This window comes from Dyadobacter arcticus, from assembly GCF_011762185.1.
Taxonomy (GTDB): Bacteria; Bacteroidota; Bacteroidia; order Cytophagales; family Spirosomataceae; genus Dyadobacter; species Dyadobacter arcticus.
In genome coordinates, this window is record NZ_JAASQJ010000003.1 from 534,834 (window position 1) to 561,823 (window position 26,990).

The following is a 26,990-nucleotide window of genomic DNA, read 5'->3' on the forward strand; positions in this document are numbered from 1 at the left end:
AGAGCTTTTGTGGTTTTCAATTTCAGGTATAACAAGGATTTTAAAACCTTTTTTTACTTCATAAATACAGGAGGCGATTTTTTGTAAAGTATGTTTACATATTATTTTGTGTAATTAGTATATAATTCATAGCTTTATTTTCTATCACACAACGAAAAATGATTTTGAAAATACCATGAATGTAGATATTAAACAGAAGTTGGATGACTATTTGTCAGCAATACAAACTGCTGATGAATCGGAAGTGCCAGCCATCAGATCCGAATTTTCCAATTGGTACTACGCGCTATCAGAAGAAGATAGAAATCAAATGGAGCCTTTTTGGAAAAGTATCAAGGAAGCCGCAAGGCAGGCAATAAAGGAAATAAAAGACGCGATATATGAGATTCAAAAATTGGATGATGTCAAAATTGTGGTTGCGGGCGCAGAATATGACTTACACGATTGGGTCACCATTTCAGATTATTCCCGTTTGCATAATCTAAAAGTCAGCAGGGTTCAAAATTGGATTTCACGGGGAGTTGTCCCGAGAGACAAGGTTTTGGCAATACCTCAGCTTAACAATGTCAAGTTGATAAAAAATGAAATTTACACTGCGAGAACCTAAGCGTGGTAGCTTCCTATTTGAATTTCGTAACTTCACCTCATGGCAAACATTGAAACACTCGAAGAATTCTATCAGCATAAGTTCAATTGGCTTCCTGAAAACCTGAAACAGGACATTGGTCACTTCAATGTTTTTTCACTAGGAAACCATTCCGGGGCCAGCGCGGTGCCGGTTCAATATAGCAGGAGGGATTTTTATAAGATTTCTCTTTTGAAAGGCAAAAACATTTATCATTACGCGGATAAAAGTCTGGAAGTAGATGGCCCTGCTTTGATGTTCTTTAATCCGCAGGTTCCATATAACTGGGAATCAAGTTGCGGCGGCACAACCGGCTATTTCTGTATTTTTAAAGAGGCCTTTTTTCAGGAAAGAATGCGGGGCAGCATCAATGAGCTCCCTATGTTCGCGACGGGTGGCAAACCATCCTATATTCTGACAGACTCTCAGGACGAACATGTTAGCCAGATCTTTCAGAAAATGCTGGCCGAAATCGATTCAGATTACCAGTTTAAGTACGATCTCATCCGGAATTATGTGATGGAACTCATTCACTATGCATTGAAAATGCAGCCTACCGAATCCCTCTATCAGCATCCCAATGCAAATTCCCGGATCACCTCAATTTTTACCGAGTTACTCGAACGCCAGTTTCCAATTGAATCACCATCTCAAAGATTTGCATTACGGTCTGCCAATGATTTTGCCCAACATCTGTCTGTTCATGTCAATCATTTAAACCGGGCAATCAGGGAGACAACGGGGAAAACCACTACCGCGCACATTGCAGAGCGGATTGCCAGCGAAGCGAAAGCATTGCTGAAACACACCAAATGGAACATTTCAGAGATCAGTTATAGTCTTGGTTTTGAAGAACCTGCACATTTTAATAATTTCTTCAAAAAACAAACCAGCCAAACACCTTCCGCCTTCCGGATTGTTTGAATGTTGCAAGCATCTGTTTGAACCACGTAATCGCCGCCAGGTACTTCTATCTTAATTTTGTTGTGTTAATTAATCAACAGAAAAAATGGAAAATCAAAAAGTATGGTTTGTGACAGGCGCATCCAAAGGCCTGGGACTCGTTTTAGTTCAAAAATTACTGGCAAATGGTTTAAAAGTTGCCGCCACTTCAAGGAATATGACTGATCTTCATCAGGCCGTGAGTGGACAGACAGATCTGTTTCTTCCTTTGCAAGTAGATCTCAAAAACGAATCCAGTGTCCAGCAGGCTATTGAAAAGACAGTCGCAACATTTGGTAACATTGATATCGTTGTCAACAATGCCGGATATGGACTGACCGGCAGCATTGAAGAGCTGACTGACTCCGAAACCAGGGAAAATTTTGAGGTAAATGTCTTTGGAACATTGAATGTGATCAGAAAGGCAATGCCATATCTTCGGGAACAAAAGTCCGGACATATCTTTAATATATCCTCGATTGGCGGTTTTACCGGCGACTTTCCAGGCTTCGCGATTTATTGTGCTACCAAATTTGCGGTGGTAGGCCTCACCGAATCGCTGGCTGCCGAAGTGAAATCATTCGGCATCAAAGTAACCGTGGTTGAGCCGGGTTATTTCCGGACCAATTTCCTGACTTCCGGCTCGTTGGGCACGCCAAAGAACGAAATCGCCGAGTATAAGGAGGTAAGGGAAGTGCAGAATGCGCATCAGCAAGACATTAATGGCAATCAGCCGGGTGATCCTGCGAAAGCTGCTGACGTGCTGATCCGCATTGCTTCTGAAGCAAATCCACCACTGAACCTTTTCCTCGGCCAGGATGCCTATGATCTCGCGCAAGCAAAAATTGAAGCTGTAGGTAAGGAACTTGAAAACTGGAAAGAAGTGACTATTTCGACTGGTTTCGAGGTAGAAAAAGTTTAATCGATCATGGCTTTGTAATCTGCCACCAGATCTGACGATTCGCACCATTGAGGGGCAAAATCGGCCATATATGCTGCAGAGGAGATTTTGTAAAGTAAAATCTTTACTTTGTTAATTAATTGGAAGCTTCAAATTAACATAAGCGAATTTCTAAACCTGCATGGGATATTTTCTGATTGCACTGTTCCTGGTCCAATACATTCGTTCAGCTATACAAACCAAGACGCAGCATCCGGAGCTAGACAAAATCCTGCTTTATTCAAGATATGCTTCAATTGCCCTGCTTTCTGTCTACTACATTGCCGATGAGCCTGAGTGGTACAACTGGCTTTGGTATGTATTTCTGAGTGCTTTACTGGTTTATTGTTATTTAAGGGAGGAAATGAAGCCTTTCCGGACGTTAATCCAGGGCGTCATTCCTTACCTGGTCATTTCTGTGATCACGGACATTCTGGAAATGGTCGCGCCGGCTTTCTATAAAGAATGGGGCGATTATTTGCATATAGCTGGTTTTTTTGCCTTTGCCCTGTGTTTTGTTCTCTGGTTTTACGCCCGGAAACAGCAAAAAGTACTTTTAAAGGAGCGGGAGGACCGGCTTAGGGATGAACTGGCCAGCAAAGCGCAAAAGGAATCATTGGAATATCTCGTCGCGGAGCGTACGCAGGAGCTGACGCTTCAAAAAGAGGAACTTCAGAAGACCATTGAGGAACTGAAATCGACACAGAACCAGTTAATTCAGAGTGAGAAAATGGCTTCCCTTGGTGAATTAACCGCTGGGATTGCCCATGAAATTCAAAATCCCCTCAATTTCGTTAACAACTTCTCGGAGGTTTCGGTGGAGCTGTGTCAGGAACTGGAAGAAGAGATTGATAAAACCGATCTGCCTGATTCTGATAAGGATTATATCAAAGAAATCATTGGCGATTTGAGCCAAAATCAGCAAAAAATCACACACCACGGCAAAAGGGCTGACAGCATTGTAAAAGGAATGCTGCAGCATTCGAGAATATCCTCTGGTGAAAAGGAACCTGTGGAAATCAACGCTTTGGCAGATGAATATATGCGGCTGGCTTATCATGGCTTGCGAGCAAAGGATAAGGAATTTAATTCGGCACTGTTAACCGATTTTGATCCGTCTGTTGGCAAAGTAAATGTGCTTCCACAGGATCTGGGACGGGTTTTTCTCAATCTTTTTACCAATGCGTTCTATGCTGTGGCTGAAAAGAAGCGGATGCTGACCGAGAAGGACCCTTCGACGAATTATAAGCCGGAAGTAAAAATCAGCACCAGAAAATTTGATAACAAACTGTATATCAGGGTTACGGATAACGGAACGGGTATGCCGGACCATGTGATCGCCAAGATCTTCCAGCCGTTTTTTACAACAAAACCTACCGGACAGGGGACCGGTCTTGGGCTGTCAATGAGTTACGACATCATCACGGGTGGACATGGAGGTGTGCTGGATGTGGAGTCCGTTCCTGGTGAACAAACCGAATTTAAAATTACAATTCCGATTACTGAAAGCCTGGAGTAAATAATTAACGTACCACTCTAAATGTTAAAGGAAAGATGAAAATATTAGTTGTAGACGACGAGGAAGATGTCAAATCGCTTTTTGAGCAGAAGTTCAGGCGCGAGATCCGCAGTGGGCAGTTTGAATTTTCATTCTCATTCTCCGGGGAACAGGCCTTGGCTTATCTGGCTGACCATCATTCGGAGGTGGTCATGATCTTGTCGGATATCAACATGCCGGGTATGAGTGGCATTGAGCTGCTGAAAACTATCCGGAAGGACCATCCGCAAGCGCCGCCGCAAGTCATGATGATCACGGCTTATGGTGATAGTGCCAACCACGATCAGGCGATGGAATTCGGAGCAAACGATTTTTTAACCAAACCAGTCAATTTTGTCGAATTGAAAGAGAAATTGATAGAGATTTTATGAAAGCCAAAATATTGGTAGTGGACGATGAAGCGGATTTACAGCTGTTAATTAAGCAAAAGTTCCGAAGGCAGATCCGGGAGCAGGAGTATGAGTTTCTATTTGCTGAAAATGGCATTAAGGCGTTGGAAGTAATCGGTGAGAACCCCGACGTCGATATGGTGCTCAGCGATATTAATATGCCCGAAATGGACGGGCTGACACTATTAGTGAGGATAGGGGAGCTCAGCCCGATCCTGAAATCAGTGATTGTATCGGCTTATGGCGATATGGACAATATCCGTATGGCGATGAACCGTGGTGCTTTTGATTTTCTGACCAAACCCATTGATTTTAAGGATCTTGAAGTTACCATGGAGAAGACCTTAATCTACGTGGCTTCGTTGAAAGAAACCTTGAAGGCAGTGAGGGAGAATGATATCCTCCGCATGTATGTCGACTCGTCCGTTTTGCAATTTATGACACAGGAAACTTTCGAAAAATCGCTGATGACGAGCGAGACAATAAATGGTAGTGTTGTTTTTATGGATATGTGCGGCTTTACGTCCATCTCCGAAAAGGAGCCGCCGGATCTCGTTGTGAAGCTGATCAATAAGTATTTTGATGTGATGGTGAAGGAGATTATCGCGCAGGGTGGACTGGTCGATAAATTCATGGGAGATGCCGTTATGGCCGTTTTTCGCGGCGAATACCATTTGGATCGAGCGGTAGAGTCTTCGCTTGCCGTAAGAAATCACATCAATAGTTTCAAAGAAGAGTTATCCAATCAGTCTGGTTATCATCCCAACGTTTCCATCGGTATCAATTCCGGCGAAATGGTTTCAGGGAATATTGGGTCTGCTGCGCTAAAAAGGCTGGATTACACAGTCATAGGCGACGTAGTCAATGTTGCCCAGCGCTTACAATCTATTGCAAAACCCGGACAAGTTGTGGTTGCAGAATCGGGTTACCAACAGATTAAGGAAGCATTCAAATGTAACCCGGTTGGAGAGGTAAGTCTCAAAAACAAATCCAATCCGGTTATGATATACGAAGTAGTGGAATAGCCATGCAAATTGAACAAGTTCAAAGTTATATCCTCGAAGAGCTAAGGAGCAGGCTGGATAGCAATCTTTATTATCATGGTGTGCATCACACCCTCGACGTAGTCCAAACTGCACTCGAACTGGCGGCATTGGAAGCTGTAACAGATCAGGAATCGCTCTGTTTGATCAAAACAGCCGCACTTTTTCATGATTGCGGGTTTATGAATACCTACAAGGGCCACGAAGATGAGAGTTGCCGGATCGCGAAGGAAGTGCTGCCTGATTTTGACTATTCGCCGGAAGAAATTTCAACCATTTGCGGGATGATCATGGCGACAAGAATTCCGCAAGACCCTCAAACCCATTTGGAACGCATCATTAGCGACGCAGACCTGGATTACCTTGGCCGGGATGATTTCGAGCCTATTGCGGCAACACTTTTTGAAGAGTTGAAGGCAAGGGAGATTGTGACGGATGTCAATGTTTGGAACCAGATCCAGATTCGGTTTATCGGGGATCATTTTTATTGGACCAAATCAGAACGCGCCCGAAGAAATGAGCTGAAAACGAAGCATTTGGCTGCTTTAAGACAGTAAACGCATTTTTTCGTTTTGTACCCGGATACGCTGGCATAGGATGCGCAGCACATTGCGCAGAATTTCATCTCTTTCCTCCATCAGCTCAAAGAAATCTTCCTGATCGATCCGGAAAACGAGCACATCGGTTTCAGCGACGGTCGTTGCAGAGCGTGGCTCCGTATCCAGCAATGCCAATTCCCCAAATATCTCACCTTTGTCGAACAGTGCAAGCTGTTTTTTGCCATCGTAAATTCCAACCTGTCCTGTGTAGATAATGTACATGGAGTCGCCCAGGTCTCCTTTTGCAAAAATTTCCTGGCCGTCGCTGTATGAAACTTCACGCATAATAGGAGCAATTGAGCTTAATACATTTTCGGGAGTCTGCGAGAAAAGCTGCGTATTTTTTAGAACGATAACCCTTTCCATTTCGGAAATTTGCTGGGTTGCTTCTGCATGTTTCATAGGGATTCTGAGTGTAAATTTTAGGTCCGCATCAAGCGAAAGGGTAGCATATTTTTCCTGGACAGATTCTCTTACCAAAAGTGAGGGATGATTCGCAAGTGTTTCCAGCGATGTCAGGTTATCCTCGCTAACGGACATATTTCTTATCGCCAGTGCAATAGTCCAGGTTGTGAATGATTTTTCTTTTTGTGTCAAAATGTAGGAGATCACAGAGACGCCAGAATCCTGGTCTGTCATGTACTGGCGCAGCGCTTCCCGCTTTCTCTGGATTGGAATATCTTCAAATAAAGCGTGGAGTGATGGATAAAGGATCCGGGGCAAAAGGCTCTCGATCATTTCAAGAGAATTGGCCCGTTTTTCTTTCCCCGCATGGCGGATTCCCTTCCAGGCGTTTTGAACGGCATCCTTGTCATATTGCATCATGAAAAGGTAAAATAGTCTCCGGCTGGTCAGGTCAAGCTCGTATTCCAGCGTATCATTCCACACCTGATCTGACCCGGTTTCATCCATTCCATTCAAAAGCCTCGACGCGTGGGTAAGTTCTTCTTCTACAAATTCTGATATAACCTCTTTATAATCAGCAACTAGTGAATAATTAGTTAATGCTTTTAAAGCAGCGGTATGCGTAAAAGTATCAATACCTTCGATATTAATAATACTATCTGGTCTTTTTGAAAGGTTATATTGATAGATATTTTTGATAAGGTCGAAAAGTATTTGAAGTATAAATTCGTGTTTGTTCTTTTCAGCAACCTTAATTATTGTTTGGATGCGTTCACCGGACCGGTCGGTCTGCAGCCATTCTTCAACGATCCGGATGCCCGAATCACCGGACTGGATCAACGCAGTGATGGTGGAGCGGGATAATGTGCCGCTCAGCATGGGCTTTAACTCACGCAGCAACTGGGCGGAGCCTACGCCTGCGGCAACTTCCAGCGCATAATTCCTTACTTGTTCGGAGCCGTTTTTCAGACAGCTTTTGACCTGCTCCTCATAACTATTGATCCCAACAGTTTTCACACAATCCAGAGCGACAAGCTGCGCCTCGTCAAGCGGGGAGGTAAATAGTTTGCGTATCGTTCCATGGATTAGCGGCAACGCTTTTCCTGATTCAAAACATCCAAAAATAGATCCTTTCACAATATCCAGATCGTCGTGCGCAAGAAACCTTGCTAGTTGCTCGTCGGAGAGGCGGGAAGCGGAGCAGGCAATGCGTACGGCCAAGGTCTGGCAGGCCGTATCGGGCTCAGCTTCAATGTATTTAAGGAACGTATCAGAAAGTTCAGGTTTTTGAATCTGGGCCAAGGTCTGCAGTGTTTTTAACCTGACCGGGATAGACGGATATTGCAACAGCAGGTCCACATTTTTCTTGAAAAGCCCAATCTTGTTCCTGGAAAGCCAGTCGATGGCGTTAAGGACTTCTTCTTTGCGATCGCTTTTGAGGTTTTCAGTGATAATAGGTAACGCTTCGGCAGGAGAGGCCATTTCACCACTTCGGATGAAGCGTTTGCTGATGGCGTTTTTTAACTCCTGAATGTAATGTCCGTAAGCTTTCCGGAATACAACCAAGGCTGCGATGGCAAATAGCAGAGACAGGTCAAAAGTTAGACTAATGTTGCTCAGCTGCCGCGTGTAGACGATCCATAACAGTACACCAGCGATGAGCATTCCGATGGGTTCAAACAGGCCTTTTGCAAGCGTATGGCCTTTCAAACGCATCTTGGTTGACAAAGGCTGAAACAAAACAAGAAAAACAGAGTCAAAAATCGTTCTCCTGACCAGCTCAAAAAGCAAATAGGCGGCGCAATAGTAAACCAGCAGCGATGGCTCATCTTTCTTGAAATAAGAGGAGATCAGCAGTCCAAGAGAAATAAATATAGTCGTAAAAGGAAGCAGATAAAGCGTCACTTTTACGCCGAAACGCTCTACCGTTTTACCTGAAAAAATTACCTTAACAAATGTCGCAATGATATAAGTTGCCGCGAGCAATGTTCCTACAAAGCCGATTACATCGTGCTGGCTGTGGAACTTGTATTTGACATTCACAAAGAAATGATATTCGATCCAGGTAGCTGTGGCCGCAATGGCGACCATACCCAGACAAAGCGAAGTCAACAGCTTGTTACCGCCAAAATATTTTTGAACGAACCGGGAATCCGAAGCGCCAATTACCTGGCGTGGCCGTGAATGATGCGGATTTGGGATTTCGGTGTAGCGAAATGTGAGTACCTGGGTGTAAAAAGCCAACGCGAAAAAGGCCAGGGAAATGATCAGCAGGATCATTAATACGGACGGAGAATGGATCAGTACCGCCAGCACCGCGCCCAATGCTTTGGCAGGCATATCCCCCGAACCGATCACGCTGAATAACCTTTTACTCTGCCTTACATCAAAAACCAATGCAGATAAACCCCAGAATTCCAGGTTAATAAGCAGATAAATGATGCGGTAACCTACCATAATGGCAACCGCCGTTGCAATGCCGTGCCCCAGCCAAAGTAAACCCATCACCACCACAACCATGAGGAGGGATGAGAGCATGGATCCCAGGCTGAGCCGTTTTAATACTAAATGATGTTCAAAGTGCTCATATAATTTCCCCGCGGCCATCACGGCCAATGCAGCAGAGATGTATGCGATGGGTAGGGAGTATTCAGGATGATTTTCGAGTAGAAGAACGTTGGCGGAGACGTAAACAAGGGTGGTGCCAACATTGATAAAGAAGTTGTGAAAAAAGAAAAGGATTGTTTGGGGATTAATCGAACTGGTAAATCTATTATTCTTAAAAAAGGATATCATACGTTGGAATGCTAGCGTCGCTATGTAAAATAAATATTTAGCCGCGTATAATCAACACCGATGGGGAATGGGACAACCAGATGCTATGTGACCTTACTGCTTTCTGCCAGCTGTCCAGGCTGATCAGCATCAGGTCTTGCTGTTGTAAAAACGCCTTATCCAATGCTTTTTCAAAATGCAGCCCAACTTTTTCTGGTGCCATTTCCTGCATGGCAGTCAGCGTTTCGTGGACTTCGGCGTGCTGCACCACCATTTCGGAAGGGTCCATGATGGTGACGTTCAATTCACCGGCTTCGACCAGCTTCTGGGTGTATTCCAATAGAAATTCATCTTTTTGGGAAAAAATGGGTATGAAAATATTTTCAATTTTATTGAGATTCTTTTCGATCAGGATACCAACCGGCACTTTAACGGACTTGATAATGTGCGTAGTCCGCTCGTCGAAAACATCCGCGTGGAATAGCTTTTCTTTACCGGTAATGGTGTCAAAAAGCCTCTCACGACTGGTTATTTTAGAAGTGAAACCTAGTATTTTACCCAAAAATGTTCCTTCAAAAACGGAGCGACCGATACCAATCATCAGCATATCGTATTCGCCATTGTTCGCCGTTTCAATGATATCGTGCTCGATGTTATGCGATGGTCTGAACAAGGACGTAAACGAAAGGTCGAGGGCCTGCGCCTCTTCCGTTATTGGCCGGAAGGTCTCGAATTGATATTCTTCAGTATTAACCTGGTTGAGGTAACTGCTCGGTGAAAGGTGCAATGCTGTAATGTGTTGCTGGTCAGAATGTTTGTGGATCATGTTGTTGGAAAGCCTTAACATTTTCCGCCCACCTTGCGGACTTGCAAAAGCGATCAACACCGAGAACCGTGATGGCTCCGTTTCACCCCGCAGCTCTTCCCATTTTTTGCGGGGATAGAATTTATCGATCAAGTCGAGGGCCGGGCCGGTCATGCAGGTGGTGGCCAGCGCCATGATCACCATCATGGCAAAGATTTCGGGAGATAGCACGCCAATGTCGTAGCCAATATTGAGTACCACCAATTCCATTAACCCACGCGTGTTCATTAACGAGCCGATAATAAGGCTATCCCGCCACGATTGCTTTACAAAGCGCGCCGCGATCGCACTGCCGGCAAATTTACCGGTTACCGCAGCGAGGATAATCAGTCCGGTCACCTGCCAGAGATAGGGATCGTTTAAAAGCCCGATTTGTGTTCTTAAACCCGTAAAAACGAAGAATAATGGAAGCAGAAGCACCATGGAGACGTCTTCCACTTTTTCAATAAAAATATTCCTGAATTTCTGATTGGCTGGCATCACAACCCCCGCCATAAATGCACCGAAAAGTGCATGGATGCCAATTGCCTCAGTACAATAAGAGGATACCAGTAGGATCACAAAAAATAAGGCCACAACCGGTTTGGTGAGGCCTTCGCGATAAGAATAATGGTCGCCAATCCTTTTGAGGATTGGTTTCAGCACTTTCAGCATTATCATGACATATGCTCCCGCAAGAATGATTGTGTAAATGGAGCTGACAAAAGAGCCAGCCTTGACAATCGCGATAACCGCTGCCAGGATGCACCAGGCAGTAATGTCGTCTGTCGCGGCGCAGGTTATCACCATTGTTCCCAGCTTGGTACGGGACAGTCCTCGTTCCTGTACAATGCGTGCCAGTACAGGAAAAGCGGTGATACTCAATGCTATACCAATAAAAAGGGAGAACGAAACAAAGCTGATGCCGGCGGGGGCAAAGCGTTGGTATATATATAATGCAAGCCCTACACCCAATGCGAATGGCAGGATAATGCTGGCGTGACTGATCACCACGGCCTCCTGCGCTTTGGATTTCAGCGTTTTGAGATCCAGTTCCATTCCTATGATGAACATAAAAAGGATTAACCCGATCTGGCTTAGGAACTGAAGGTTTCCAAGCGATTTGGCTGGAAACAGAAAATCTGAAAATTCGGGATAAAACATGCCCAATAACGATGGCCCCAGCAGGATCCCCGCAGCGATTTCGCCAATTACCGTCGGTTGCCCAATCGATTTGCACACCCATCCCAGGAAACGGGCGGCGACGATGATGGTAATAATCTGGAGAAGCAGGGTAGCAAGCGGATGGCTTAAATTATGCCCGAATGTATCCAGAAACTGTTCCCAGGGTGTAGCCGTATTGGCAGCGATAGTGACCTGTTTGTCAATGGTTTCAAGCTGGGTTCCCTGGTAAATAAACAAGTAAAGCAGGGCAGAAAAAACACCTATTGTAACTATATAAAAGAGTACGTTGCGCAGGTTCTTCATAGTTACCTGTAAGAGTGAAGAATGCAAAATACTCAATTAACCGCGGCTTGGCAAGTTTAAAAAGGTAGTTGGAGTTACAAAGTCTCCAAGATTTGGCAAGTCCCATACCATTTTTAACCGTTACTTTTTTTCGAAACCTACGTCTAATAGGTAAACTGTAATTCTATGTCCAAATCTATTCACATACCGCTGGAAGAAAATTGCTTTTATCATGTTTACAACCGCGGCAGTGGCGAGACTAATCTATTTTTTCAGGATAAAAACTACATTCATTTCCTGAGAAAGTATCACGAATATCTATCAGGCTGTATAGATACTTATGCATATTGTTTGCTGCCCAATCATTTTCACCTGTTGATTTATGTGAAGGATAAAAAGGATTTTGTGGCCCGGGAAAGCTCATTTCCTAATGCGGAGGACATTGCAAAGTACACGGCTGAGGAAATAGTCAGCGAGTTATTCAGACGTTTCTTTATGAGTTATTCCAAAAGTATTAATGTCCAGCAAGGCCGGAACGGAAGTTTATTTCAGAAAACTTTCAGAAGAAAGTTGATTGACAGCGATGGCTATTTTACGAGGATGGTTTATTACGTTCATCATCAGTTGGACCACCATGGATTTATCGGTAAATGTTACAAAACATATCCTTGGAGTTCCTACCGCAGCTTTTTGTGGGAAAAGGAAACTAATTTGAAACGGAAGGAACTGCTTGACTGGTTTGGTGGAAAAGAAGGTTTTATACAATTCCACGATCAAACGCAGTATAAAAAAGCGATTGATCACCTAATAATCGAGGATGAATAGCAGCGGGACGGGTTGGTCAGACTTGGCAAGTCTTAAAGACTTACCAAGTCTGCGAAAAATAAATCAGCTCCAAAGCCGGTCGTGGGAGCGTTTTTCGTTCCAGTCCGGGGTGGGGGCGAAGAAGGTTTTGTCTTTTGGGTTGAGGTGTTTTTTTACTTCCTCATCCACCAGCTCAATGCCCAGGCCTGGCGCTTCCAATGGTACCGGCGCATATCCTTTATCGATCAGCTTCCGACCATCGGTTGTTTTTACCAGACTTTCCCACCAGGGTACATCCACGGAATGGTGTTCCAAAGCCAGGAAGTTTTGCGTGGCGGCGGCGCAATGCACATTCGCCATAAAGCTCACAGGTGTTCCTGCAAAGTGCATAGCCATGGCGATACCATGGTCTTCGGCAAAGTCACCGATGCGTTTGGTTTCCAGTAACCCGCCGGAAGAGGCAAGATCCGGGTGGATAATGTCAACGGCGCGTTTCATGATCAGGTCTTTAAATCCCTCTTTAAGATAAATGTCCTCGCCGGTCAATGTCGGCGTTTCCAGCGCGTCGGAAATGGTTTTCCATTGATCGGTATATTCCCAGGGAACCATGTCTTCGAACCAGGCAAGGCGGTATTTGTCCAGCGCTTTGCCCAAACGGATACCATTATTCAGGTCAAAATGGCCGTAATGGTCGGTGGAAAGCGGAATTTCGTAACCTACCACACTGCGGACATCCTCAACGACTTTCGCCATTTCATCTAATCCTTTTGGCGTAATCTGGATCGCAGTGAAGGGGTGTTTGGTATTCGCATAAGAGTTATAATCGCCAGCCCATTGAGAGAAACCTCCGCCCCACACTTTGTTATTGACCACGCTGTTCTCATTTTTCCGCAACATTCCGATGGAAACATCCATTTTCAACCAGGTGTAACCCTGGTCTTCTGTGCGGAACTTGATTTTTTGTTTAAACTCATTGAGGTCATCCGATTCCGGTGTATCGGCATATAACCTTACCTTATCCCGATAACGGCCACCCAATAATTGCCAGCAGGGAACGCCGTATGCTTTTCCGCAAAGGTCCCAAAGTGCCATTTCAACGCCGCAAACACCGCCAGCCTGACGACCATGAAAACCGAATTGCTTAATGGATTTGAAAAGCATTTCCACATTGCAAGGATTTTGGCCCAGAATATGACTTTTCAGGAATAATGCATAACGCTCGTCGGCACCGTCGCGAACTTCACCCAAACCGTAAATTCCTTGATTGGTATCAATCCGGATGATAGGCGTACGACCGACATTTTGGACAATACAATACCTTAGATCGGTGATTTTCAATTCGGATGGTTTCGAGGCGCGGTTCACTTTGGAAGTCGCCTGCGCAATGGTATCCTCGGTGGACATGGACATAAACCCGCCCAGTGCCATACCGCCCACGGCAGTTTTTCGCAAAAAGTTTCTGCGGCTGTCCTTTGTAGCCGGATTGTTCAGTTCAGCAGCAGTAGCCGCTTTTTCCGCTTGCTCAACTTGCTTGTTGGAGGCAATGATGTTTTGTAGGATGCTTTTCATATTGTTGTTTTTATGGTTAAGGGATGTTTTTTGCCGTCAGCTTCGGGCTGTCGTGTTTCCTCCGGGCGGTTGCGATTGCGTCGGGCTATCGCGATTGTCAGCCTGAGCGCAGTCGAAGGTCGTTGCTGCTAGCCTGTAACGTCCTTGGACTGCGCTCAGGCTGACAAACCAATCATTACGACCTTCGACCGCCGGGCGGCCCCGTCCGCTCAGGCGGAAATACTAATAATTCCGCTCCTTCAAATAATCATCCAATTCCTTCTTAGACATTGGCAGCTTGCCGGGGTAGTTGTTTACCCAGTTCAGGAAGTCTTTCTGGATTGCGTCTGACCATTTTGTGTCGATTTCGCCGGGCGTGTACTTTCCCTCACGCAGGCGCAGGTGACCGAATTCGTCGCGCATCGCAGTAACCTCGGAGGTAAGTACCAGATCTTCTACCAAATGGGCCGGAATGAAGACGGTGCCATACTTTTTGGCCAATACTACATCGCCAGGCAACACGGTCGCGCGTCCGATGCGAATGGGTGTATTAATATTGGAAAGCATCATTTGCTGAATGTAAGAAGGATCCTGCCCTTTCATCCAGGCATTGAAACCCTTGATTTCACTCAATCCTTCTACATCCCTCACAGAACCGTAAAATATCACCCCACGCTTGGATTTGGCATAAATGGAATTTCCAAGATTATCGCCAATCAGCGTTCCGTCTGCAATTTTTCCATAGCCATCAGCCACATACACGTCGCCTTCTTTCAACACATCAATCGGCCAGGAGTTGGTGCCGCCGGTTTGAACGCGACCTTCCTTTTTACCCATTTCTTTCACGAGATCTGCCAAATCAGGGCGGAGAGGCACATACTGAGCGGTTACCACCCGGCCAGTCATGGTGCTGTCGTTGTGAATGAGCTGCCATTCTCCTTCAAACTGGTTGTGATAGCCTTTGTTCCTTAATACACCCCAAGCTTCTTCCATTGAAATGTTTTTCAGACGTGCCAGGATTGCATCCGAAACTCGGGGCCGTCCGTCCGCGGAACGTTCCCCTTTCCAGCCGGAAGTGTAGGCTTTAATCTGATCAGGAGTGGGGGAGATGGATTGTGCATTGGCAGCAATTCCCAATAGCACAAGCGCTCCCGCAAACAATTTTAGTTTAAGCATAAAAGGAAAATTAAGGGTTATGGATTTTTATTTATCCCAAAAAACAGGTGTTCCTAACTCATCAGCACCCATTCGGGCCACCGCTTCTTTGTAATTGGCTTCATTGACAGACTTTTCCCTGACCGGATATACCAGTCGTCTTACAAAGTCTTTCACGGAAGGGTCTTTGCCGGGATAAGTGTTTATTGGCAGGATAGGAAAGCCGCTTCTGCGGAAATTGGCCCAGGCTTCCGACCCGTTCAGGAAGGATGAAATCCAGTATTGGTTGTTGATTTGTTCCAATGCTTTCGCGGGAGTGAAAGGATTTGCAGCCAGATAAGCATCTTGATTTGCAGCAGGAACCGTTGCCAGCACATCGTAAGTAGCCATTTGGGCCATATGTGCCTTTACACCAGCCTCATAGAGTGCCTTTACATCTCCCGTAGCCCAACCGCGCTGAACTGCTTCTGCCAAAAGCAGGGAAGTTTGGGAATACGTGATAAAGAACTCAGGTGCATCGATTTTGCCCAGTGTTTTGCGGTTGATTTGCGAATACTTGAATGCGGAACCAATCTTGCCTGGAAATCCGGGCGCACTGGTAACAGTAGATTCATTGTATCCGTAAGGCATGCCCTCCTGGCTGGCTGGTGTCGTATCTTCCGCTCCTGCTGTCGCTATTGGATTGGCGGGTGTTTCGTATTTTACCGCGATTACTTTTAGTCTTGGATCAGCCGAGGTTTTCAGATAATCGACAAATGCTTTTCCCAAATACACATTAGCTCTTTCAGTTCCCTGAAAATAATTGGCCAGCGGATGGTTGAAAGTGCTGTTAAACGCAATTAACGCATTGTCCGCATTGGCGCTTTGTAACCCGCCATTTGCCGGATCGACCGCAGTGGTTACATATTGTTTTGCCTTGGCCTGGTCCACTTTCGAATAGCGCATGGCAGCTCTTAGCAAAAGTGAGTTACCCAGTTTTTTCCATTGGGCAATGTTTCCCTTGAAAAACAGATCTCCGCCTTCAATGGGTTTTGTAGCATCCAGGGCTTTTGTTCCCTCCACAAGTTCTTTCAGGATGTCGTCGTAAATCAGCTTCTGATCATCATATTTTGGTAAATTAATACCTTCCAAAAAAGCTTTTCCAGCTTCAAAATAGGGTACATCACCATAAGTATCCACCAACACCATAAATACATATGCCTTCCAGATCCGGGACATATTGTACAGGTTAGCACGCGCGGGATTGTCTTTGGTTTGGGCGATAACCGTGGTTAGCAGGTTCACCGGGCCGTTTTGCAGATACAATGAGTTGAAATTAGCATTGGAATTCGGATCATAAACCGTATTGTGATTGCCGCCTTCCATTACACCGGTATAAGGTGAGTTGATTTGCTGGACAATCTGCATTTGATAGAACTGAGTAGCAATAGCCGATGTGAATTCAGCATTGGAAAACAGATAAATCGGATCAACGCTCGTAGCCAGAACAGGGTTTTTGTTAACATCCTCAAACCCCTTATCACAGGAGCTGGCTGCCGCCAAGATGCTAAAAGCCGTAACATATATGAATATTTTTCTCATAATGAATGAATGATTGAATGACTGAATGATTGAATGACTGAATGACTGAATGAGTGAATGAGTGCCGACGTGCAACGGAATAAGTGAGTCCTTTCTATTCTCCCTTTCCTCCCTTTCTTCCCTCTACTCCTTTAGATTATAATTTAAGATTCAAATTAACCCCATAGCTCCTCGTAGTTGGAAGTGTATGGGTTTCAATTCCTTGCAAATTGTCTGATGCGGAAACTTGTGCTTCGGGGTCGAGGTTATCGATGTATTTCTTGATCATCAGCACATTGTTACACATCGCGGAAATTGTCAGGCCTTTGACAAATGTCTTGTCTCTAACGAACCGGGAAAGATCGTAACCCACTGTAATGCTTCTCCAACGCACAAATGCGCCATTATAAACAAAGGGAGAAGCCAGGCCTGTGCTTCGATAAGATGTATAAAATTGTTGAGCTTCCACGCGGGTTGCATTGGGAGAACCATCGGCAGCGACACCTTCCAATAAAACGCCACCTTCTCTGCCAACCAAAGATGGTTTAGACAATCCTTCACGCAAGAAATTTAGGTTGGAATTCGAAAGGACCTTGTTTCCTGCTTTAAAGTCTATCTGTGTCCCGATGCGGACACCTTTCACATTGATAGTGTTTACCCAGGCTCCAACCCATTTTGGGATAGCGCTGCCGTAAGTCATCAGGTTACCTTGCTGTGGAAGGCCTCCGGAAGTGATGATGCGACCTTGGGTATCTCTTTTATAATCAAATCCACGCAGAGAGGCCAATGGTTTGCCTACCTCATGGGACACTATCCCGAAAAATTCGCCGGTACCTACATCAAATCTTTGCTGACCTGCTGCCAGTTCAAGAACCTTACTAATATTGTAGCTTCCATTAAAGCTTGTTTCCCAGGTTATCCCCCCGGTTTTTACCGGTACAATTGTTAATAGGAATTCAACACCCTGGTTACGCAATTTCCCTACGTTCACTTTGGTTTGACTAAATCCTGAGGTATTTGAAATATCTACGTTCAGGATTTCATCCACGGTATTTTTCCGGTACAATGAGAGGTCCAGGTTAAGGCGGTTATCAAACGTTTTCATTTCAATACCCACCTCCGTTTCCTTTACTTTCAATGGTCTGAGATTGGCATTTGGACTGACAGCCGATGGCAGGTTCCCCAAAGCGGTTCCGTTGAAAGGATTGGCATTGATACCATAGTAAAGATTATTGGAGTAAGGATCGGTATCACCACCCACTTCTGCATAAGCGGCACGTAATTTACCATAGGTCAGCCAGTTGGGCGCGTTGGCAAATGCCTGACTGAACACAAAGCTTCCGCTCACCGAAGGATAGAGATAACTGTTGGATTCCGGGTTAAGCGTTGAAAACCAGTCGTTTCTGCCAGTAACATTGACAAACAAAAAGTTTTTGTAAGAAAACTCAGCAGCCCCGTAAATGGAGTTAACTTTTTTCTTGCTATAACCGTAATTTGGATTCTTAACCTGACCATTCGTAATGGTGTAAAGGTCACGTACATAGAAGTTGGTCACCGCGGTAGATACATTGTCGCTGATCTGCAGCATCTGGTTGCCACCCAATGTGATATCAATCCCAAAATCGCCGAATGTGCGGTTTCCACCGATCAGAATGTCCAGGTTCCTTTCGCGAAAAGTCGCAATATCCTGGTAGTAGTAGCCATTGAATCCGGTTGTCACTGCACCGATGGACCTGGTGCCGGTCGGACGGTTGTAATTATATGGCCGGGTGTAGTAATCCTGCCCGGCACGGCCCTGCACAAACAGCCATTTGGTAAAATCGTAGCGAACCGAGGTATTACCAAATATCCTGTCACGGCGCACATTCTCGAAACGATCGTAGGCTACCCAATAAGGATTGTTACGGTTTGTAAAGCGCGATAGCGGCATTTCATTCCCATTTGCGTCTTTCCGGTTTTTCAGCCAATCGGCATCGATACTGGTTGCCATCGTATAAATGGTCGTGTTCGCATTCATATCCTGGATACCAATCTGCGGTGGATTTTTGTTGTACTCGTTCGAATAATTGGTATTCAGCTGCGCTGAAAGCTTTTCCGAAAACTTATAGTTAAGCCCCAGATTAAAGATCCTTTTATGGTATGCCGAATTGGGAATGATTGCATTGGCATCGGTATTAGCAAATGAGAGGCGGAAATTGCCTTTTTCATTGCCTCCTGAAAGCGCCACCGAGTTGGTGAAACTTGTTCCGGTACGATAAAAGTCCTTAATGCGGTCTTTGTTGGCCGAATATGGCTGGGTACTGCCGTCGAATTGAGGCGTTGGTTTGCCGTCAAGCTTTTCGCCAAAGGCAAATACACCGGAACCCTGCGCTTCCGCGGTGTTGGTAGGCCGTTTTCCAAATTCGCCCTGACCATATTCGTATTGGAAATCGGTGTAGTCCAGTGCTTCCTGCGCCTGAAAATTTGAGTTGATTTCAACGCCAAGGCCGGTCGTTCTGCTGCCGCTTTTGGTGGTAATGATGATGGCGCCATCCTTCGCGCGAAAACCATACAATGCCGCTGCTGCCGCGCCTTTCAACACTGTCATCGACTCGATATCATCCTGATTGATGCTTTGAAGACCGTCGCCTGCGTCGGACGATCCGCCGGTAGGGTTACCTGTTCCATTACCTGCCGAGCCGCCCGCAGATACACTGCTATTGTTGATCGGAATACCATTGACAATGATCAGCGGGGAGTTATTGCCGCCGAATGAAGATTGTCCGCGTATACGGATTTTTGTGGACCCGCCCGGGCCGCTCGCAGGTGGCGTTACATTCAAACCTGCTACTTTTCCTTGTAAGCTGTTTCCGAGGTTAGTCGTTCTATTTGTTGTAATTTCTTCTGTATTGATCGTTGCTGTGGAATATCCCAGCTTTTTAGCATCCCTTTTGATACCTAATGCAGTTACCACCACCATTTCCAGGTTTCTGACGTCGGGTTTCATGCTGAGATCATAAGTGGACTGGCTTCCCAGAACCACTTCCTCGGGACTATAACCCACATAAGAAAAAACAAGAACGCCGCCCGCATCGGGGACGGTCAATTGATAGGTACCTTCTGTGTTGGTAGCGGTACCGACCTTGGTTTCTTTGACGACAATGCTTACACCCGGCAGCGGCTGGCCTTTTTCGTCGGACACTTTGCCGCTGATGGTGCGGTCGATCAGGGAAGGTACCAAGTTAGGTACTACCATTGAACTGCCTGGTTCTGACGTATTTTTTACCAGTATTACCTGTTTTCCCTCGATTTTGTAGGTAATGTTAATTGGGCGGAAAATTTCGTCCAATACATCTGCAAGCGGACGTTCCACCGCATTAACCGATACTTTCTCCTGCGATCGGATGAGCGATGAGTTGTAGGTAAAACGAACCTGTGTGAGCTTGTTAAGTTTGGCAAGAACGGTCTTGATTTCCTGATTGTTAACCTGAATGGTTATTCTCTGATTCAAGATATCCTGTGCTCCATTTGCATTGGCAGTAGCTGCGGCTCCCAAAATAAAGGCAATTAATAATTGGTAAAATGATATTTGAAAAGCCCAATAATGTTGCCTCAAAAGGTGTCGATGTTTGTTCATACGTTTGATTGGTTAATTCTGTACTTGAAATGGTGGGACTAAATCCTTTTGCATTGAAAGAGATGCGGTTGATTACGTTTTTTTAGTTCATAGGCAAGAAAGTGTTTCTTAAATACATCCTTTTGAATTTATTACAATCTGACCATCCACCATATCATAGCTTGCACCGATCGCCTGGCAGATCGCATTCATCCGCTGTCTCAAGTTTTCGTCGTTAAACTGGGCGTTGATCGCGCAATTGGCTAGGATTTCGGAATTAAACACGATCACAATGCCGTATACTTTTTCCAAATCCTGAAATACTTCGGTTACCGGCTTATCATCAAAAATCTGGTCTTTTTGAACAACAGATTCGGATAGCAGCTCAGGCTGGGATACCACCCCTTTTTCCAGACGGTTCTCATTTCTTAGGAAAACAGCCTGCTGATTGGGATTCAATACAACACCGGCTGTTAAACCTGCCGGATCCAATGCCGTTTCATACTCCTTTTTCGGATAAACAGACACACGGCCAGTTTTCACTACGACCAGAACCGTATTGTCCCCGTCAAAAGCCTTCACGCGAAAGCTTGTTCCAAGTACTTTCGTTACGGTTTCATTGGTATAAACCAGGAAGGGTTGTTTGGAATTTTTAGTCACATCAAAGAAGGCTTCACCTGTCAGGTACACCCTGCGCTCCCTGGAATCGAATGTTTTGGGGTAGGTGATCCTGCTTCCGCTTGACAGAGTTGCCACACTGTTATCACTTAGCAAAACGGTCATTTCCTTTTTAGAATTATTAATCCGCACCTGCATGGATAGCGGCTGGTCTGTTGTCTGAACTGCCAGTTCAGAGGGTTTTTCCGGAGATCTTGAAGTAAAGTAGAGCAGAGCCAGTCCTGAAACCATTAGTACTACCGCAGCCGATTTCCATAACGCCGACCAATAAAATACCTTGGGCTGTGTGCTTTGTTTATGCTTCTCTGCAAGTCGTGTAATTTCATCAATTTCGAATTGCAGCTTTTCTTCGCACAATTCATCGGCGTAAATGTCTTTCACGGCCAGTACCAATTCCCTGGCCTGCCCCACGGTACCAGATCTATCCGGGTTTTCTTTATTCCATTGTTTCCAGAAGTTCGAAATCTCCGGTGTAGGATCCATAACCCATCGCCGGAACATATCGTCCGTCGCCAGCTCTTCCACACTATGAGTCCGGTAGTTAGTCATGAATTAAAGGAGGCAAAGGAAGGGTTAAGTATGCTATTTTGTATGTATGTCAGATTACAGCAGTCATATAACCAAAAAAATAAAAATATTTTTTACCTCGTAACAGATTGGAGACAGCAGAAGCACCCTATCAGAGGTTTACCAGCAACATCATTCCCCAGAAAAATTCCACGGGAATCCATATTCCTTTGATTTCTTTTAAAGTACGATAAAGCAGATTGGACACGCTCTGACGACCCAGGCCCATTACCTGCGCAATATCTTCGTTGTCGAGGTTTTGGTAAAACCGCAGATAGATGATTTCCTGTTGTCTTTTCGAAAGGAGTGTGATAATTTGTTTCAGTCGACCGTTCTGGTAGCGGACATTTTCATCTTCAATGATATTGGTTTCAATAGAAGGATCTGTGTTTTCAGGATCGAAAAATGCAGACTGTGGTTCCTGGAAACGTTTTAGCCGAATGCTTTCCTTAATGAGCTTATGTCTGAGGGCTTTAAGAAGGTAGGATTTCACAAAAGCCGTTTCCGATAGATAACTGCGGCGCTCCCAAAGATCCAGGTACAATTCCTGGATGCTGTCACGGATGAAGTCGGAGTCGGAGGTGAAGCGGGTGGCATAGTTGTAAAGTGCGCGGTAATGTACATGCGCCAATTGGCCGAGCGCCGCAGAATCACCAGCCCTGAACCTCTGCCAGAGGTCCACATGGATGTCGATTCGCTGTGATATATATGCTCTCTGGCTCAAATCTTAATAATGGCTTTATTTTATTTTATCAACGAATTATGCTAATCAAAGCAAAATGAAGTTTTAATCTCCTTGCATTACAAGTCTAATTATTTCAGGAATTTGCAAGAAAAAAATGGCCCGACGGTATGTAATTACCGCCAGGGCCTTGCGTATGTTTGAGTTACTTAACCACTTTCAATTTCCCCTGCATCAATAGGTAATGGCCGGGGAACGTGCATACATATTGGTAAGTACCAGCCTGCTTGGGCGCTACGAAATAAATGGATTCTGATTTTTCAGGCTCGACAATGTTACTATGGAAAAGCACATCATTGGACTTGGGTACATAGTTAAGTTCTGAACCTTTCAGTCCCAGATTGAGACCCGCTTCGCCCACCGCATCGGCAGTTCCCGGTTTGGTAATCACCAGGTTATGCAGCATATCGTCGTTGTTATTGAAAACAACCTTGATCCGGCTGCCAGCTTTTACCTGAATTTCCGAAATATCAAATTTGAGACCAGGTACCGTCCCAATGGTCACTACCTGATCAGGACCATTGGTCCAGCTGGCTGGCATATCGGTTACCCTTTTGGCAGAAGGCGCTGAATTGGCGGCCTCTGTTACGGCAGGAGTGGTGTGGTTGCTGTGGTCGGCTGTGGCTTTCACCGTTGTGGTAAATTGCGCGCTGCTAACGGGCGTTCCAGCTGCAATTTCATTGATCGTATAATAACCAGTTGCATGCAAAAGCGAATTTCCATCCGCAGCTTTCACTCCCTCTGCCTTGATCTCATGAATATATCCTTTGCGGATTGCAACAGGATCCATAACCAACCGAACCCGCATTCCATCCTCGGATACCACAATTCCTTTAAGCGGTATTTCCAAGGTATTGACGATCGGGCTGCCGTAGGTTTGGTGGTATTTATAAGTAAAACTGTTGAGTTTATATGATTCCTGATCCGCAGCGGCCTTTTTGTCGACAGCACTAGTAAAGGTTATTTCAAAACCATCTGGCATAGACCTTATTGTTTTCATTTCAAAAGGCATTTTACCAGTCCACACCAAACGCTGAATTCCAAACTCTTCTTTACCAGTCGCCGACCAGCCGCGACTTGTCTGTCCCACAAAGAGCGAACCGTCCAATCCCCATTCGAGCCGCAGGATACCGGACATAAAGCCTTCTCGGAAAGGAAAAACTGTTCCCTGCCAAACGCCGTTCACTTTTTCAAGATCTACCCGGGTAATAATGCTATGTCCCTGATCACCCACAAACATTTGCCCAGCAAAAGGGCCGAAAGCACCGGCAGTAACGTCTTCTTTAAAATCGGAAGTAGAAATACCGACCAATGTATGGGGAAACCAAACGGCGGGAGGCTTGATGCCAGGTACTCTTTTGGCCACGTCATAAATCGGTTCTCCTGTGTTGGGAACATCTTGCGGACTTAATTTAACTGGTGAACCTTCCTCTTTACTCCACCTCAAACCAGCTGGGTTTCCGGCAAAATCACCTTTTTCCAAATGCGTCATACGCCCTGAACCCACCCAGTCGCCCTGGTTTTCAGTATAAAAAATATCGCCTTTATAAGAACCGAAACCAGAAGGGGAGCGAAGCCCGGTTGCATAAGGGGTAAGTTTGCCATCTTCGCCCAGTTTTAACATCCAGCCCCGCCATTTCGATTGGCTCGCACCACGTCCAATCCAGTCTAGATTGAGGGTTACCAGTAACTCACCGTTGGGCATGGCAACCGGTCCATATGAATATTGGTGATAGTTTCCGGAAAGCGGCCATTTAGCAAAGGAATCGTACACATCGGCCATACCATCATTATCAGTATCCACCAGCCGGGTTACCTCGCCGCGCTGCGAGATCAGGAAATCTTTACCTCTGTTCAACAGGCCCAAAGGCTCGTGCAAGCCGGATGCAAACCGGTGAAATGAAGGTTTTCCGTCACCTTTCAAATAAGGGTTACCGATCATCCATACTTCGCCGCGGCGTGTAGACGTCGCCAGCCTGCCATCAGGCAGAACAGACATACCGCCCACTTCCATTTTTATATTTTCCGGGATCGGGATCGTAACGATCCGGTAAAAGTCATCTTCTTTGTTTGGTTTAGACTGAGCAAATGCGCTGACGCAACCCAGGGAAACAAGAGAAATTAAAAGGATATTTTTCATTGAATTGAATCGGAATAACTAAACAATAATTTGAGGCAGATTACCAGAACATGGAATAGCTTGTGGTTCCCGAAATGGGCAGGACGAGCTCGCTGGTTTCTCCCGACGGTCTGATCAGTGGTTTTGCCTTTTTATCAACCATCACATAAAACCGGTCGTCCACCTGATAAAGCCCTTTTTCTATCTCCACAATTCGTTTTCCGCTGGCCAGCAATGAATACAATGGCGAAGTTGCAGCTCCGTCAACTTTAACTGTCCTGGTGAATGTGTTGCCAGCGGAAACCATTTCGTCGGTAATGGTAGTGCCGCCCACAGCATATCTGAACACAGGATAACCCTGCGCCTGGATCTTATAACCTAAGAAATTAATGTTGGATGAGTCCGGCCAGGCTGTCTTGTCATTTTCCAAAGCTGCAAAGCTGCTTCTTCCCGAAATATGGACATTAAGGCCGGCTGGTGCTAATATCTGCGGCTCTCCGCGTTCATACCACATTTCGGTAACATCGGCAAATTGCCCTCGCCATGCTTGCAACAATGCGCCACGGTTAAGATCGACCGTGTAGTTCCAGCCATCCGGGCTTCCCACTGAAATGCAATGGGTACGCTTGTATTTTTCGCCTGGGATCAAAACAAATGAACGTACCATTTCGGGCCGCATGTCTGGCGTTACGCTAATGTAAGGCTTCGGTTCTGGCTCCGGTAGTGACGACAGAACATGCAGGTCGTATGGACGAACACCGGATTTTTCTACACGCAAACCCAATGCAGGTTGTCTCCACGGAAACCTGGAATAATAAAGTTTAAATGGATGCTTTCCCTGGGTAAGGTTTACGGAGCCGGTATGGCTTTCCTGTGATGTGCTTTCGCCGTTGGTCAATACATTTTTTCCGTCGACATCCAGGGTCAGGACTGGGCCGGAGTAGATAGTGGTAAAGAGGTAATCACCAGCTTCGCTCACGTTTATATCGCCTTCATAAACCAAATGAAATTCCCGCATGCCGTTGGTAACTTCCTGGGTCAGGATGCCTGATTGTCCTTCATGGTCGAGTTTGCTGTATTCTTTGCTATCCCACTTATCAGAATAAACCTTGTACGTCAGATTGTTTAATGTCAATGGCTTGCTGTTGGCCAGCAATTGGTATCCGATATTACGGAATGCAATGGTTCCTTTGGTGACTTCCAGTGAAAGTGATTGTCCTTCGTTTGCTGGTTTTGAATTGGGCAGGTAGATCGTTTCCAATATCGTTACGCCATTCAACGCAAGTGAATTCAAACGCGCGGAGTTCGGAATGTGCGGAACAGATGCATCGTACGCCAGTTCAAGCGTTTGCCAGAGGCCAGGCGATTTGGAAGCATTTTGGGTTGGAAACTGTCCAATATAGCCAGAGGTTAATGCATTGGCCATTTTTTGTTTGCTGCTGTCGGAGAGGCGTACTTTCTGGCCTCCAGGTAAAACAACGCTTCCTTCGGCACCTGGTGAAACCATAAATTCCAGAAATAGCCTGAGATCGCTCGCTTTTAGCTTGGTTGTGATTGCGCTGCCTGCATTACCAATCAAAACGCCTTCACCTGCTAACATTTTGGTTTTTGTAAGTCCGGTTGGGTGAATTACAACATTGCCCTGAACGGACCAGTTGGAACTGCTGCTTTGAAACGAACTCAAATCTTTAAGCGATAGAGGGGAATAATTGCCCTTCACCGTTTGCCCCAAAACAAAAATAGGGCTGCTGAGAAAAAGGAGGCAGACTTTTACAATGTGTCGACGCATTGGAATATATTAAGTGTATTGTTTACAATTAAAAAGCGAAGTTCGCATTTTTTTCTACTAATATATCCTGAAATTTTATAATTAATTTTCAAAGTATTGGGGCATAAAAAACGCCTGAAAGGCTGATCATTGGAGCAGCTTTTCAGGCGTTTTGAAGTTTGATTGAAATTGTGTCAGGTGCCTTTTGGAATTTTGGTGCAGTTACAAGTGTTTCCGCAGGTTGCATAATAACCTGACAAACATGTAATTGAGCAACAGGCATTGGAGCAGGAACTAGTGCCTGTGCCGCCCGAATTCGCACAGTTCTCCGGTTTCAAAGCAGGCTTACCTCTTAGTGCTGCGTGGTTTCCGTAAACCGAAATACCGATTGCGCGAATAGCTGAAGTGGAAATATAATTAGCGGGCAATTTCGATTGCATATCGTTTAAGGACTCATTCGGTACCACAAACTCATGTTTTATACTTTTAATAGGATCATTAATGATAAGCGCGTGCTTCAAAAACAGAATTTCATATTGCCCCGAAACGAGATTAAAATCTTCCCAATCCTGTTCCTCGAAGAAGATATTGACGATATAAGGCTTTATGTCGCCATCTGACCATGTTAACTTCAACTTCTTTTGACTATTTTCTATTCCTTTTTCGACATTGACCTGGCGAACTTTGGCGTAAAATCCTCCTGTTTGATCAGCCAGATTGTTCGCGTCGAGAAGGAAAGAAGGCGTATTGGGGTCCTTTGTACTCTTTTCACAGGAAACGATTACCGCTACCAGGAAGAGACTTACTACTAATGCTACTAGTGTGAACTTTTTCATACGGGTATCAAAGTTTATTGTTAATAATGAA

Annotated in this window: 19 protein-coding genes; 8 read left to right on the forward strand and 11 right to left on the reverse strand. The window is 45.3% G+C overall.

Features of this window, described 5'->3' with window-relative positions; translation table 11 throughout:
- The first annotated feature begins 175 nt into the window (after positions 1 to 175).
- From FHS68_RS15800 to FHS68_RS15830, 7 genes are all read left to right on the forward strand, one after another.
- The gene (locus FHS68_RS15800) at positions 176 to 607 is read left to right on the forward strand and encodes a hypothetical protein (protein WP_167271810.1); all 432 of its coding nucleotides are present in this window, start codon (positions 176 to 178) and stop codon (positions 605 to 607) included.
- Between the two features lie 39 nt (positions 608 to 646).
- Positions 647 to 1,549 (forward strand): helix-turn-helix domain-containing protein, encoded by a 903-nt coding sequence (locus FHS68_RS15805; protein ID WP_167271811.1) that lies wholly within the window; start codon positions 647 to 649, stop codon positions 1,547 to 1,549.
- A gap of 85 nt (positions 1,550 to 1,634) precedes the next feature.
- Positions 1,635 to 2,489, forward strand: a complete 855-nt coding sequence (locus FHS68_RS15810) for an oxidoreductase (protein WP_167271813.1) — start codon at positions 1,635 to 1,637, stop codon at positions 2,487 to 2,489.
- 160 nt (positions 2,490 to 2,649) lie between these two features.
- The gene (locus FHS68_RS15815; RefSeq protein WP_167271815.1) at positions 2,650 to 4,026 is read left to right on the forward strand and encodes a sensor histidine kinase; all 1,377 of its coding nucleotides are present in this window, start codon (positions 2,650 to 2,652) and stop codon (positions 4,024 to 4,026) included.
- 35 nt (positions 4,027 to 4,061) lie between these two features.
- A complete protein-coding gene (locus FHS68_RS15820) occupies positions 4,062 to 4,436 on the forward strand; it encodes a response regulator (protein WP_167271817.1) in 375 nt (124 codons plus the stop codon).
- Positions 4,433 to 5,479, forward strand: a complete 1,047-nt coding sequence (locus FHS68_RS15825) for an adenylate/guanylate cyclase domain-containing response regulator (RefSeq protein WP_167271819.1) — start codon at positions 4,433 to 4,435, stop codon at positions 5,477 to 5,479. The genes FHS68_RS15820 and FHS68_RS15825 overlap by 4 nt, the downstream gene beginning before the upstream one ends.
- A gap of 2 nt (positions 5,480 to 5,481) precedes the next feature.
- Positions 5,482 to 6,054, forward strand: coding sequence for an HD domain-containing protein (locus FHS68_RS15830; RefSeq protein WP_167271821.1), 573 nt, complete (start codon positions 5,482 to 5,484; stop codon positions 6,052 to 6,054).
- Here the strand turns inward: FHS68_RS15830 and FHS68_RS15835 are convergent.
- The gene (locus FHS68_RS15835; RefSeq protein WP_167271823.1) at positions 6,043 to 9,297 is read right to left on the reverse strand and encodes a cyclic nucleotide-binding domain-containing protein; all 3,255 of its coding nucleotides are present in this window, start codon (positions 9,295 to 9,297) and stop codon (positions 6,043 to 6,045) included. The genes FHS68_RS15830 and FHS68_RS15835 overlap by 12 nt on opposite strands.
- Positions 9,298 to 9,334: 37 nt before the next feature.
- On the reverse strand, positions 9,335 to 11,608 hold the full coding sequence (locus FHS68_RS15840; protein ID WP_167271825.1) for a cation:proton antiporter: 2,274 nt from the start codon (positions 11,606 to 11,608) through the stop codon (positions 9,335 to 9,337).
- Positions 11,609 to 11,773: 165 nt separating this feature from the next.
- On the opposite strand from FHS68_RS15840, the gene FHS68_RS15845 reads away from it, so the two are divergent.
- Positions 11,774 to 12,412, forward strand: a complete 639-nt coding sequence (locus FHS68_RS15845; protein ID WP_167271827.1) for a hypothetical protein — start codon at positions 11,774 to 11,776, stop codon at positions 12,410 to 12,412.
- Between the two features lie 63 nt (positions 12,413 to 12,475).
- Here FHS68_RS15845 and FHS68_RS15850 read toward each other — a convergent pair whose 3' ends face one another.
- The 9 genes from FHS68_RS15850 to FHS68_RS15890 all read right to left on the reverse strand — a co-directional run bounded on the left by FHS68_RS15850 (position 12,476) and on the right by FHS68_RS15890 (position 26,959).
- The gene (locus tag FHS68_RS15850; RefSeq protein ID WP_167271828.1) at positions 12,476 to 13,960 is read right to left on the reverse strand and encodes a mandelate racemase/muconate lactonizing enzyme family protein; all 1,485 of its coding nucleotides are present in this window, start codon (positions 13,958 to 13,960) and stop codon (positions 12,476 to 12,478) included.
- A gap of 222 nt (positions 13,961 to 14,182) precedes the next feature.
- Positions 14,183 to 15,115 (reverse strand): RraA family protein, encoded by a 933-nt coding sequence (locus tag FHS68_RS15855; RefSeq protein WP_167271830.1) that lies wholly within the window; start codon positions 15,113 to 15,115, stop codon positions 14,183 to 14,185.
- A 27-nt stretch (positions 15,116 to 15,142) separates the two neighbouring features.
- Positions 15,143 to 16,675, reverse strand: coding sequence for a SusD/RagB family nutrient-binding outer membrane lipoprotein (locus FHS68_RS15860; RefSeq protein WP_167271832.1), 1,533 nt, complete (start codon positions 16,673 to 16,675; stop codon positions 15,143 to 15,145).
- A 136-nt stretch (positions 16,676 to 16,811) separates the two neighbouring features.
- The gene (locus FHS68_RS15865) at positions 16,812 to 20,270 is read right to left on the reverse strand and encodes a SusC/RagA family TonB-linked outer membrane protein (RefSeq protein ID WP_167271833.1); all 3,459 of its coding nucleotides are present in this window, start codon (positions 20,268 to 20,270) and stop codon (positions 16,812 to 16,814) included.
- A gap of 108 nt (positions 20,271 to 20,378) precedes the next feature.
- Positions 20,379 to 21,476 (reverse strand): FecR family protein, encoded by a 1,098-nt coding sequence (locus tag FHS68_RS15870; protein ID WP_167271835.1) that lies wholly within the window; start codon positions 21,474 to 21,476, stop codon positions 20,379 to 20,381.
- A gap of 130 nt (positions 21,477 to 21,606) precedes the next feature.
- Entirely contained in the window at positions 21,607 to 22,176 is a 570-nt protein-coding gene (locus tag FHS68_RS15875; RefSeq protein ID WP_310588582.1) for an RNA polymerase sigma factor, read from the reverse strand.
- A 205-nt stretch (positions 22,177 to 22,381) separates the two neighbouring features.
- Complete coding sequence (locus tag FHS68_RS15880) at positions 22,382 to 24,376, reverse strand: plastocyanin/azurin family copper-binding protein (RefSeq protein ID WP_167271839.1); 1,995 nt, start codon at positions 24,374 to 24,376, stop codon at positions 22,382 to 22,384.
- Positions 24,377 to 24,416: 40 nt separating this feature from the next.
- Positions 24,417 to 26,144 carry a 3-keto-alpha-glucoside-1,2-lyase-like domain-containing protein gene (locus FHS68_RS15885; RefSeq protein WP_167271841.1) on the reverse strand — a complete coding sequence of 576 codons (1,728 nt, stop codon included), beginning with the start codon at positions 26,142 to 26,144 and terminating at the stop codon, positions 24,417 to 24,419.
- Positions 26,145 to 26,317: 173 nt separating this feature from the next.
- Positions 26,318 to 26,959 carry a hypothetical protein gene (locus FHS68_RS15890; protein ID WP_167271843.1) on the reverse strand — a complete coding sequence of 214 codons (642 nt, stop codon included), beginning with the start codon at positions 26,957 to 26,959 and terminating at the stop codon, positions 26,318 to 26,320.
- Positions 26,960 to 26,990 lie beyond the last annotated feature (31 nt).

Bases quoted from the DNA above. Each gene is read 5' to 3' on its own strand.
- FHS68_RS15850 (WP_167271828.1), bottom strand. From the start codon at position 13,960: ATGAAAAGCATCCTACAAAACATCATTGCCTCCAACAAGCAAGTTGAG.
- FHS68_RS15880 (WP_167271839.1), bottom strand. From the start codon at position 24,376: ATGAAAAATATCCTTTTAATTTCTCTTGTTTCCCTGGGTTGCGTCAGC.
- FHS68_RS15845 (WP_167271827.1), top strand. From the start codon at position 11,774: ATGTCCAAATCTATTCACATACCGCTGGAAGAAAATTGCTTTTATCAT.
- FHS68_RS15815 (WP_167271815.1), top strand. From the start codon at position 2,650: ATGGGATATTTTCTGATTGCACTGTTCCTGGTCCAATACATTCGTTCA.
- FHS68_RS15890 (WP_167271843.1), bottom strand. From the start codon at position 26,959: ATGAAAAAGTTCACACTAGTAGCATTAGTAGTAAGTCTCTTCCTGGTA.
- FHS68_RS15830 (WP_167271821.1), top strand. From the start codon at position 5,482: ATGCAAATTGAACAAGTTCAAAGTTATATCCTCGAAGAGCTAAGGAGC.
- FHS68_RS15860 (WP_167271832.1), bottom strand. From the start codon at position 16,675: ATGAGAAAAATATTCATATATGTTACGGCTTTTAGCATCTTGGCGGCA.
- FHS68_RS15825 (WP_167271819.1), top strand. From the start codon at position 4,433: ATGAAAGCCAAAATATTGGTAGTGGACGATGAAGCGGATTTACAGCTG.
- FHS68_RS15805 (WP_167271811.1), top strand. From the start codon at position 647: ATGGCAAACATTGAAACACTCGAAGAATTCTATCAGCATAAGTTCAAT.
- FHS68_RS15855 (WP_167271830.1), bottom strand. From the start codon at position 15,115: ATGCTTAAACTAAAATTGTTTGCGGGAGCGCTTGTGCTATTGGGAATT.
- FHS68_RS15835 (WP_167271823.1), bottom strand. From the start codon at position 9,297: ATGATATCCTTTTTTAAGAATAATAGATTTACCAGTTCGATTAATCCC.
- FHS68_RS15870 (WP_167271835.1), bottom strand. From the start codon at position 21,476: ATGACTAACTACCGGACTCATAGTGTGGAAGAGCTGGCGACGGACGAT.
- FHS68_RS15820 (WP_167271817.1), top strand. From the start codon at position 4,062: ATGAAAATATTAGTTGTAGACGACGAGGAAGATGTCAAATCGCTTTTT.
- FHS68_RS15800 (WP_167271810.1), top strand. From the start codon at position 176: ATGAATGTAGATATTAAACAGAAGTTGGATGACTATTTGTCAGCAATA.
- FHS68_RS15865 (WP_167271833.1), bottom strand. From the start codon at position 20,270: ATGAACAAACATCGACACCTTTTGAGGCAACATTATTGGGCTTTTCAA.
- FHS68_RS15885 (WP_167271841.1), bottom strand. From the start codon at position 26,144: ATGCGTCGACACATTGTAAAAGTCTGCCTCCTTTTTCTCAGCAGCCCT.
- FHS68_RS15810 (WP_167271813.1), top strand. From the start codon at position 1,635: ATGGAAAATCAAAAAGTATGGTTTGTGACAGGCGCATCCAAAGGCCTG.
- FHS68_RS15840 (WP_167271825.1), bottom strand. From the start codon at position 11,608: ATGAAGAACCTGCGCAACGTACTCTTTTATATAGTTACAATAGGTGTT.